A 9,181-nucleotide genomic window follows, 5' to 3' on the forward strand; every position below is an offset into this window, starting at 1 on the left:
TGACCACCAAGCCGACCATCCGTACCGACCTCACGCGCCACCCGGGTCACCTCGTCGGCGAAACCCGAAAGCTGATCGACCATCGTGTTGATGGTGTTCTTGAGCTCCAGGATCTCGCCCCGGGCCTGCACGGTGATCTTCTGGGAGAGGTCACCCTCCGCGACCGCCGTCGCGACCTGCGCGATGTCGCGGACCTGGCCGGTCAGGTTGCCGGCCATCGCGTTGACGTTGTCGGTGAGGTCCTTCCAGGAACCGGAGACGCCCGGCACCTCGGCCTGGCCGCCGAGCTTGCCCTCGGTGCCGACCTCCCGGGCCACCCGCGTCACCTCGGAGGTGAACAGCGCCAGCTGATCGATCATCCCGTTGAAGACGGTGGCGATCTCGTCCATCAGCTCGTCGCCGACGCGTGGCAGCCGGGTCCCGAAATCCCCGCCCCGCACGGCGGTGAGACCGGCGAGCAACTGGCGCAGCGCCGGGTCGTCCAGCTGGGCCCGGGTCGGGTTACGCGCCGTTACCTCAGTCACTGTGTCGTCCTCCAGCCCGGTTGTGCGGCCGCCGCGCCGAACGGCGTGTGAAGCGGCGTGCGAGATGCCCCGATCCTCGCGGATGTCCCGCAGTAGAGTAGGCGGATTAAGGCTTACTTCTTGGTCACATGCTGCTTCCGGGTCGGGCCTCCGTACCCCGCGGCGCCACTCCTCACAGCGCCGCCGCCCGGAATGCCGTCCCACAGTGCGCTCCCGCACGGAGCGTCACCATCCGAAGCGGGCGAGGACACGCGTGTCCCGGGCGTCGCGGAGTAGCGCGAGCGCCAGCCCCCGCGACCACACGGCGGCGGAGCTACTCCACGTGATCGCCCGGCAGCAGCGCGAGCTCGCGCAGCTGCGGTCGAGGTCCGCCGCCGGCACTCTGACCGACCTGGCCGTCGGCGTGCTGGCCGAACGGCTGCGGTGCTCGGTCACCGAGGCCGGTGACCAGCTGCGCCGGCTCGCGGCCGCCTCCGGGGTGGCCCCGGACGAGTTCGCGGCCGAGGTGCTCGGCGGAACCGCCGGCACGCTGCACCGATCCCCGTCCGACGACGGCGCCCAGCACCGCCGGTGGCTGGCCGAGGCCGCGGTCAGCCACGCCACCGACGGCTGCCCGGTGGCCGAGGCGGTGTTCGCCGAGGTGCTGGCCCATCAGGGCGCCGTCGCCGTCGCCCTCTGGATGCTGGAGTCCGACGGCGCGCTCACCCTGGTCGGCGAGGCCGGGCTGGGCCGGCTCGAGGCGAGCCGATGGCAGCGCGTCCCGCCGCAACTGGACTGCGCGGTGATGCGCGCGGCCCGCGACGGCGCCCCGCAGTGGTGGCCCGACGGCTCGCCGCCGGAGCCGACCACCCCGGCGGACAGCGGCCCGGTGCCGCGGGTGGGGCCCCGGGCCGGGGCGCGGGCGGCGCTGCCGTTCCTTCAGGCCGGCGCCGTCGTGGGCGCCATGGAGATCTGCTGGCCCGCGCCGCTCGCCGAGTTCACCGCCGGGCAGCGGCGCGAGCTCGTGGCCCTGGCCGACCTGTGCCTGCGCGGCCTGTACCCGGGCGGTCTCTCCGCCGACACCCACTCGGCCCGGCCGCAGACCCTCGACGGCCGGGCGACCTGGCTGCCCGCCCTCCTCGACGCGGTCACCGGGTCGGTGCTGCTGGCCCACGCGGTGCGGGCCGAGGACGGCGAGATCCTCGACTTCCACGTCGACCACGTGAACGAGGGCTTCGTCGACCCGGCCGGCAGGCACCCGGCCCAGCTGCGCGGCCGGCGGCTGCTGGACCTCTACCCGCTGATGGCCGCCGACGCCGGCCTGCTCGAGCGGGCCGTGGCGGTCGTCCGCACCGGCGAGCAGTACCAGGCCGACGGCCTCGCCCTGCTCATCCTGGTCGACGACGTGCTCGTCGCCGAGGAGCTCGACGTCCGCATCGCCCCGTTCTTCGACGGGGTCATGATCAGTTGGCGCCCGGTCGGCGGCGATGGCGCGGGCGGCTCCCTCGCCGGGCACCTGCAGCGCCTCGGCCGGTTCGGCGGCTGGCAGGAGGACGTCCGCACCGGGGCCGTGCGCTGGACCGACCACGTCTACGAGCTCTTCCAGCGCGACCGCGCGATGTCGCCCGTCCCGTTCGACGACCTCGAGTCGCACGTCCACCCGGACGACCGGGGGGCGGTCGACCATCTGCGGGACGCGCTGTTCCGGCTCGGCCGGGCCGCCTCGGGATCGTTCCGGGTCGTCGGCGGCGACGGGACGTTGCGCCAGCTGCGCGCCTTCGCCGAACCGGTGACCGACGCCGCCGGTGTGACGGTCGCCGTCCGTGGCCTCTACCAGGACCTGACCAGCCACTACCGGACGCAGGTCGTCCTCGACGCCACCCGGGACCAGCTCGCCGACTCCGAGGCCCGGGCCGACGGCCAGCATCAGCTCGCGCTCGCCCTGCAACGGGCGATTCTGCCCAGCTCCGAGGAGCCCGTCGACCTCGGCGGCCTCGCGGTCGCCGTCCGCTACCGCCCCGCCGAACAGGAGCATCTCGTCGGTGGCGACTGGTACGACGCGGTCACCCTGCCGACCGGCGAGGTGCTGCTCGTCGTCGGCGACGTCGCCGGGCACAGCATCAGGACCGTCGCCGGCATGGTGACCCTGCGCAACAGCCTGCGCGGCCTCGCGGTCACCGGCGCCGGGCCGGGGCGGCTGCTGCACTGGCTGAACAACGTCACCTACCACCTCGCCGACAACATCACCGCCACCGTCATCTGTGGCCTTTACCGGCCCGCCGAGCGCGCCCTGCGCTGGGCCCGTGCCGGGCATCTGCCGCCCGTGCTCGTCCGGGACGGCTCCGCCCAGGCCCTGCCGATGCCCGACGGGCTGCTGCTCGGCGTCGAACCCGACGCCGACTACCAGGAGACCGTCCACCAGCTCGACCCGGACGACATCCTGCTGCTGTTCACCGACGGCCTCATCGAACGCCGCGGAACCGGGTTGGACGAATCCCTGCACGCGCTCCTGCAGATCGCGGCCGAACCGGGCCTCGACGTCTCCCGCCGCGCCGACCAGCTGCTCGCGCACACCACCCCGGACACCGACGACGACACCTGCCTCATCGTCATCCGGCAGACCTGAACAGCTGCCGATACGCTCCGCGGCATGCGGGGTCAGGCCGCGTTACGGGCGAGCAGCGGGCGGCGGCGCAGGTTCGGGTCCGTCAGGGCCGGGGGTTGGTAGGCCTGGTCGAGGGTGCCGATGTCGGTGCCGGGTGGGACGACCTCGTCGATGCGGTCGAGGATGTCGTCGGTGAGGGTGACATCCAGGCCGGCGAGCAGGCTGTCGAGATGGTCCATGGTGCGCACGCCGATCAGCGCGCTGGTGACGCCGGGATGGGCGATGGTGAACGCCATCGCGAGGTGGGTCATGGGCAGTCCCGCCTCGGCGGCGAGCGGAATGAGCTTTTCGACGGTGTCGAGCCGGCGTTCGTCGTTGAGATGCTGGGCCAGTCCGGCCCGCCTGAGATCGTTGTCCTGGTTCCTGCGGACGCGGCCGGTCAGGAGCCCCTGACCGAGCGGACCCCAGACCAGGGTGCCCATGCCGAGGCGCTGGATGGCGGGCAGGATCTCGCGTTCGACGCCACGGTTGAGGATGGAGTAGGCCGGTTGCTCGGTGTGGAACCGGGCGAGGCCGCGCCGCTCGGCGATCCACCGGGCCTCGACGATGTCGGCGGCGGGGGTCCCCGACGCGCCGATCGCGCGGATCTTGCCACTGTTGATCAGGTCGGTCAGCGCGGCGAGGGTCTCCTCGATGTCGGTGCGGGGATCGGGCCGGTGAAGCTGGTAGAGGTCGATGTGGTCGGTCCGCAGGCGGCGCAGCGAGTTCTCGACGGCGGTGACGATCCAGCGCCGTGAGGCGCCCTGGTGGTTGGGGTCCCGTCCGACCGGACGGCCGAACTTGGTGGCGAGCACGACGTCGTCGCGGCGCCCTTCCAGGGCCCTGCCGACGATGTCCTCGGAGTCGGCGTAGGCGTCGGCGGTGTCGACGAGGTTGATGCCGGCGTCCAGCGCCTTGTGGATGATGCGGATCGAGTCCTCGGGGGCGTTGCCCATCGAGGTGGCGAACATCAGGGCGCCCAGGCCGTAGGGGCTGACCTGGATGCCGGTCCGGCCGAGGGTGCGGTGGCGCATGGGTTCTCTCCCTGTGGTGGTCCGCCCTGGACGGCTGCCGTGTGCCGTACGATGCGATAAGCGGAAAGGTTTTCCGGAACTATACGGAAAAGTTTTCCGCTTATGCAAGTGGAGGTGACCAGATGGAGGTGATCCGATGTCTCGGAACAGGACGCGGGCTGGAGCCCCGCCGTCCGCCCGCGCGGAGTCGGACCCCGGCGAACCGGCGCCGCGCAGGCGCGCCGACGCGCGGCGCAACGTCGACGCGCTGATCGAGGCCGCGAGAGCCGTCTTCGCCACCTCCGGCGTGGACGCACCCGCGAAGGAGATCACCGACCTGGCCGGCGTGGGGGTCGGCACGCTGTACCGGCACTTCCCGCAGCGCTCCGACCTGGTCAAAGCCGTGGTGCAGAGCGGAATCGACGCCGTCGCCGACGCAGGCCCGTCCCTGAGCGCCGAGCACGAGCCGGTGGAGGCGCTCATCAGGTGGGTCCACCGGTTCGCCGAGCTGCTCGCGACCAAGCGCGGACTCGCCTCGGCGCTGCACTCGGGCGATCCGGCCTTCGAGGGGCTGCCCGACTATTTCCGGCAGCGACTCGGCCCCACCCTGGCGACACTGCTCGCCGCCGCGGTGGCCGACGGCGCGGTGCGCGACGACATCGGCGCCGAGGATCTCCTGCACGCCATCACCGCGCTGTGCCAGCCCGTGCCCGGGCGGGGACCCGAGCACAACCAGCGCGTCGTCGCCGTCCTCGTCGACGGCCTGCGCCGCGGCGCCGCCGTGTCACACCGGTAGACCGGCCTCGAGGTAGCCGAGGGCCTGGTCGACGAGGGCGGGCAGGTCCGCGTCCGGATCGTCGGCCAGGGCGGGCAGAGTGGCGAGCATGGCGCCGATGGCGCTGCCGGCGACGGTGCGCACGGCGAGGTCGCCCTTCGGGCGCCCGGCCCGCTCGGCGATCGCGTCGGCGAGCAGGAGCATGGTCTGGGAGATCTGATCGAGCATGGCCGCCCGCAGGGCGGGCTCGACGACGATGAGCGAGGTGCGGTCCCGCAGCGCCTGCCGTTGCTCCGGAGTGAGTACGTCGAACTGCTGACGGATCGCGGCTCGTATCGCCTGGACAGGTGAGAGCTCCGCGGGCTGACTCTGGAACGCCTGAATGATCAGCGGATCGAGATCGTCCTGGAAGACGACGTGTTCCTTGGTGGGGAAGTAACGGAAAAAGGTCGTCTCCGAGACCTCCGCGGCGTCGATGATCTGTTCGACGGTTGTCGCGTGATAGCCCTGCTCGCGGAACAGCCGCAGGGCATGGGTCTGGATGGCGACCCTGGTCCGGGCCTTCTTACGTTCCCGCAGTCCGGGTGCTGCCCGGTCACCGGACACTGCCCGGTCAGTGCGCGACGGCATCGGCGGTCCCCTCCTCGGTCGGCTGGCCGATCTCCGTTCTACGGGATCGGCCGCGGGGAAGGACGGTCAGGGCCGCGACGGCTCCCAGTACGGCGATCGCGGCCGACACCAGGAACGCCGCCCCCATCCCGTCGACGAACGCCGCGTGAACCGCCTGTTCCAGTCCGGGTGCCCCAGCCGCCCGGGCGGCGGCCGTGCCGTCGTAGAGACTCCTGCGCGCGCTCTCGGCCACCGTCGCCGGCAGCCCGGGACGGCCGAGCCGGGCGCTGTCCAGCCGGGCGCGGTAGACCGCGACGAGGACACTGCCGGCGATCGCCGCGCCGAGTGGGCCGCTTGCCTTGTTGAACGCCTGCACGACAGCCGACCCGGTGCCGCTGCGTTCGGCCGACAACCCGGCCAGGGCCGCCGCGGTCGCCACCGACAGGGCCAGTCCTGTTCCCGCGCCGACCAGTGTCGTCCAACCGGCCGTGAACGCGGTGCCCGAGGTGGGCGTGGTGGCGGCTCCCACGGCGAGACCACCCGCCAGAAGCATGAACCCCACAGCCTCCACTTAGTGGGTGCAACCTGCAAATGAAGGTAACACCCATATTGCTGGACCGTGGGATGGCCCGCGACTCGGCGACCGGACCGGTCAGAGCCGTCCAGCCGCGCCGCCAGCCGCAAGCGCGAGGTGATCCCCGACTTGGGAAAGATGCGGCAGAGGCGATGAGTACGGATCCTCTGGCGTGGTTCCCGCGGTCAGCGGGCGCGCGCCGCGGGAGCCGGACGCCGGGTGCCGATCGCGGGAGGCAGATCGCGAGCAGCGCTGCCGGCGAAGTCAGCCAACCGCTGATCGCGATCTTGATCCAGGCCCTGGCCGGCCTGCTGGCCAGCTCGTTTTCGACACATCAGGGGCGCCTGGTTAGAAGGCTGGCGTCCAGGGCGAGAACTGTGGACATGCCCACCGAGTCGGAAACACTGCGTTCCACGAGCGGCCCGTCCTCAGACGAACCTGCGTCAGGCGCGGCGCCCATCGCCGATACCGCCGACGGACAGGCCGCGCGCGGGGACCTGCCGCCGGAGGCCGCGGCGGCCGTTCCGTTGCAGCAGGACGGGGGCGCGGGGGCGGGCGAGAGCAGCCTCACCATCGCGGTCGCCTTCGCGGCGAACCTGGTCATCGCGATCGCGAAGTCGGTGGCGGCGCTGCTCACCGGTTCGGCCTCGATGGTCGCCGAGGCGGCGCACTCGTGGGCCGACACCGGCAACGAGGTCTTCCTGGTGGTGGCGGACCGGCGGTCCCGCCGGCCGCCGGAGCCAGCCCATCCGCACGGGTTCGGCCGGGAGGCCTACGTCTGGTCGCTGTTCGCGGCGATCGGGCTGTTCACCGCCGGTGGCGCGGTCTCCGTCACCCACGGGGTGCAGGAACTGTTCGCCGACGAGTCCGGCAACGAATATCTCATCGGCTACCTCGTCCTGGGCGTCTCGTTCCTGCTCGAAGGGGCGTCGTTCCTCCAGTCGGTACGGCAGGCCAGGCCGGAGGCCGAGTCGATGAACCGGGACGTCATCGAACACGTGCTGGAGACCACCGACCCCACTCTGCGGGCCGTCTTCGCCGAGGACTCGGCGGCGCTGGCCGGAATCGTGATCGCGACGCTCGGCCTGGCGCTGCACGAGATAACCGGGATCGGGGCCTTCGACGCCGCGGGCTCGATCCTGGTCGGGGTGCTCCTCGGCGCGGTCGCCCTGGTTCTGATCAGCCGTAACCGGCGGTTCCTCATCGGGCAGGAGGCGGATCCGCAGGTACGTGCGGCGACGATCCGGGCACTGCTGGCAATGCCCGAGGTGGATCGGGTCACCTATCTGCGGCTGGAGGTCGTCGGCCCACGGATGATCACAGTGGTCGGGGACATCGACCTCGTCGGCGACGACATCGAGCCGCGCGTCGCGGTACGGCTGCGCGAAATCGAGGCCAAATTGACGTCCTCACCCGCGGTCATCCACTCCGTACTAAGTCTGTCTGCTCCCGATGAGCCGTCCCTGACACCTGACGGGTCGCCGCCGGCGCGCTGATCGTCAGGCAGATGACACCGATGAACGTTGGATGTCGAACAGGCGACGGCCGCAGTGCGATTCTGCCTCGGAGATTACCGTGTGCCCGGCCGGAATGAGCGCGATACCGAGACTCCGGCCTCTCGCTTCGAAAGGAATGCGCATGGCTGCGGTACAGACCTGTTTCCAGACCTCCGTGGGTCGTCTGCTCCTCATCGCGATGCTCGCCGTCGGCCTGGTCGGCGGCGTGTTCTCCGTGACGCACCCGCAGTGGTTCAGCGGCTCCACCTCCGACGCCGGCGTCGTGCCGATCGGTGGCGGCCCCGGCGGTCCCGTCAAGGGCCTCCCGGGCGGTGGCCCGATCGTGATCGGCCCGGTCAAGTAGTTCCACGCCGGCCTTCCGGATGTCGAGGAACACCGGCCGCCGGGCGGTGACCGTGGCCATCACGATGGCGGCCGTGGCGGTCGGTGTTCTGGAACGGCCGCGGCTGCTGATCGGCTTTCTCATCTGCGCGCTGGTCTTCGTCCCGCTCGAACAGCTGGTTCCCCTGGTTCAGCGGACGTCTCGCCCGGACTGGGCCGTCGACGTCGTGCACACCTTCGCCAACCGGCTGCCGATCACGATCGCCGTGGCGGTCACACTCGGGTTCGTCGGGCCGGCCGTGCACGCCGTGTTCCCCGACGCCGTGCGCCGGTTCGTGCTCGACCAGCCGGGCTGGGTGCGGTTCACCGTCCTGATCCTGCTCGCCGACCTGGCGAACTATCTCGGCCACCGGGCCCTGCACGAGATCGGGCCGCTGTGGCGGCTGCACGCGGTGCACCATTCGAGCACCGGGCTGGACTGGCTGTCCACCAGCCGCGGCCATCCCCTCGACCAGATCATCAACCTGGTGGTGACCGTCGTCCCGCTCTACGCCATCGGCTTCGACGTCACCTTCTCCGCGGTCTTCATCGCCTTCCAGTTCTATTTTCCGTTCCTGGCGCACGCGAACACCCGGATAACCCTGCGCCCGCTCAGCGCGGTGTTCGTCACCCCGGCGTTTCATCACTGGCACCACGCCCTCGAGCCGGCCGCGGTGAACCGCAACTACGGGGCGATCCTCTCCGTGTGGGACCGGCTGTTCCGCACCCGCCATCTGCCGCCCGGGATGCCCGGCGCCTACGGAATCGCCGAGGCCATGCCGGCGAGCTGGCTCGGCCAGCTCGCGGCGCCCTTCCAGCCCCGGCGCGACACCGCGCCCGCGCTGCCGACGGCCGTGGCGGGCGCCGGGATGACCACCTTCGTCCGGGAGGGGTCCCGAACGGCTCGCGCGGACTAAAGGCTGTTTCGTAACTCGGTTTGGGTGGGGTGTGGCCGGTCCGCGTGACCGGTCAGCCGGTCCGGCTGATGTTGTAGAGATGGGCGATCCCGGCCGCGGTGATCCCGAGGGTGCGGGCCTGGCGGCGGTAGTCACGCAGGATCTTCCAGGTCTTCATCCCGGCGAGGGCGTGTTCGACGCGGGCCCGGACCTTGCGGTGCACCCTGTTCAGCTCCTCCTTCCACTCCGACAGCGGCTGTCCGTCGAGGGGTTTCCGATACGGCATGATC

The 9,181-nt window shown here is 71.5% G+C and carries 9 protein-coding genes and 1 pseudogene; 5 read left to right on the top strand and 5 right to left on the bottom strand.

Annotated elements, in window-relative coordinates; all coding sequences use genetic code 11:
* Positions 1-524: HAMP domain-containing protein (locus B056_RS35180; RefSeq protein ID WP_018500785.1), on the bottom strand; the 524-nt coding region annotated here is incomplete at its 3' end.
* A 253-nt stretch (positions 525-777) separates the two neighbouring features.
* Between B056_RS35180 and B056_RS0104895 the strand changes: the two genes are divergently transcribed.
* Positions 778-3,129, top strand: a complete 2,352-nt coding sequence (locus B056_RS0104895; protein ID WP_026239338.1) for a SpoIIE family protein phosphatase — start codon at positions 778-780, stop codon at positions 3,127-3,129.
* A 32-nt stretch (positions 3,130-3,161) separates the two neighbouring features.
* Here B056_RS0104895 and B056_RS0104900 read toward each other — a convergent pair whose 3' ends face one another.
* Entirely contained in the window at positions 3,162-4,181 is a 1,020-nt protein-coding gene (locus B056_RS0104900) for an aldo/keto reductase (RefSeq protein ID WP_018500787.1), read from the bottom strand.
* Positions 4,182-4,317: 136 nt separating this feature from the next.
* On the opposite strand from B056_RS0104900, the gene B056_RS0104905 reads away from it, so the two are divergent.
* The gene (locus B056_RS0104905; protein WP_018500788.1) at positions 4,318-4,956 is read left to right on the top strand and encodes a TetR/AcrR family transcriptional regulator; all 639 of its coding nucleotides are present in this window, start codon (positions 4,318-4,320) and stop codon (positions 4,954-4,956) included.
* On the opposite strand, the gene B056_RS0104910 is transcribed toward B056_RS0104905, so the two are convergent.
* Together B056_RS0104910 and B056_RS0104915 are read right to left on the bottom strand one after the other, a co-directional pair.
* The gene (locus tag B056_RS0104910; RefSeq protein WP_051105542.1) at positions 4,945-5,565 is read right to left on the bottom strand and encodes an acyl-CoA-like ligand-binding transcription factor; all 621 of its coding nucleotides are present in this window, start codon (positions 5,563-5,565) and stop codon (positions 4,945-4,947) included. The two genes, B056_RS0104905 and B056_RS0104910, sit on opposite strands and share 12 nt — an antisense overlap.
* Entirely contained in the window at positions 5,549-6,106 is a 558-nt protein-coding gene (locus tag B056_RS0104915) for an MFS transporter (protein ID WP_018500790.1), read from the bottom strand. Before B056_RS0104915 ends, B056_RS0104910 begins: the two co-directional genes overlap by 17 nt.
* 395 nt (positions 6,107-6,501) lie before the next feature.
* On the opposite strand from B056_RS0104915, the gene B056_RS0104920 reads away from it, so the two are divergent.
* The 3 genes from B056_RS0104920 to B056_RS39310 all read left to right on the top strand — a co-directional run bounded on the left by B056_RS0104920 (position 6,502) and on the right by B056_RS39310 (position 8,912).
* Positions 6,502-7,614 (top strand): cation diffusion facilitator family transporter, encoded by a 1,113-nt coding sequence (locus B056_RS0104920; protein ID WP_018500791.1) that lies wholly within the window; start codon positions 6,502-6,504, stop codon positions 7,612-7,614.
* Positions 7,615-7,756: 142 nt separating this feature from the next.
* Complete coding sequence (locus B056_RS0104925) at positions 7,757-7,978, top strand: hypothetical protein (protein WP_026239340.1); 222 nt, start codon at positions 7,757-7,759, stop codon at positions 7,976-7,978.
* A gap of 19 nt (positions 7,979-7,997) precedes the next feature.
* The gene (locus tag B056_RS39310) at positions 7,998-8,912 is read left to right on the top strand and encodes a sterol desaturase family protein (RefSeq protein WP_018500793.1); all 915 of its coding nucleotides are present in this window, start codon (positions 7,998-8,000) and stop codon (positions 8,910-8,912) included.
* A 52-nt stretch (positions 8,913-8,964) separates the two neighbouring features.
* Here B056_RS39310 and B056_RS0104935 read toward each other — a convergent pair.
* Positions 8,965-9,181, bottom strand: a pseudogene (locus B056_RS0104935) (IS5/IS1182 family transposase); the annotation flags it as partial.

It is taken from the genome of Parafrankia discariae (assembly GCF_000373365.1).
Taxonomy (GTDB): domain Bacteria; phylum Actinomycetota; class Actinomycetes; order Frankiales; family Frankiaceae; genus Parafrankia; species Parafrankia discariae.

Excerpts from the sequence above, each read along its gene's own strand:
- B056_RS0104905 (WP_018500788.1), top strand. The coding sequence starts at position 4,318 with ATGTCTCGGAACAGGACGCGGGCTGGAGCCCCGCCGTCCGCCCGCGCG.
- B056_RS39310 (WP_018500793.1), top strand. The coding sequence starts at position 7,998 with ATGTCGAGGAACACCGGCCGCCGGGCGGTGACCGTGGCCATCACGATG.
- B056_RS0104900 (WP_018500787.1), bottom strand. The coding sequence starts at position 4,181 with ATGCGCCACCGCACCCTCGGCCGGACCGGCATCCAGGTCAGCCCCTAC.
- B056_RS0104920 (WP_018500791.1), top strand. The coding sequence starts at position 6,502 with ATGCCCACCGAGTCGGAAACACTGCGTTCCACGAGCGGCCCGTCCTCA.
- B056_RS0104910 (WP_051105542.1), bottom strand. The coding sequence starts at position 5,565 with ATGCCGTCGCGCACTGACCGGGCAGTGTCCGGTGACCGGGCAGCACCC.
- B056_RS0104925 (WP_026239340.1), top strand. The coding sequence starts at position 7,757 with ATGGCTGCGGTACAGACCTGTTTCCAGACCTCCGTGGGTCGTCTGCTC.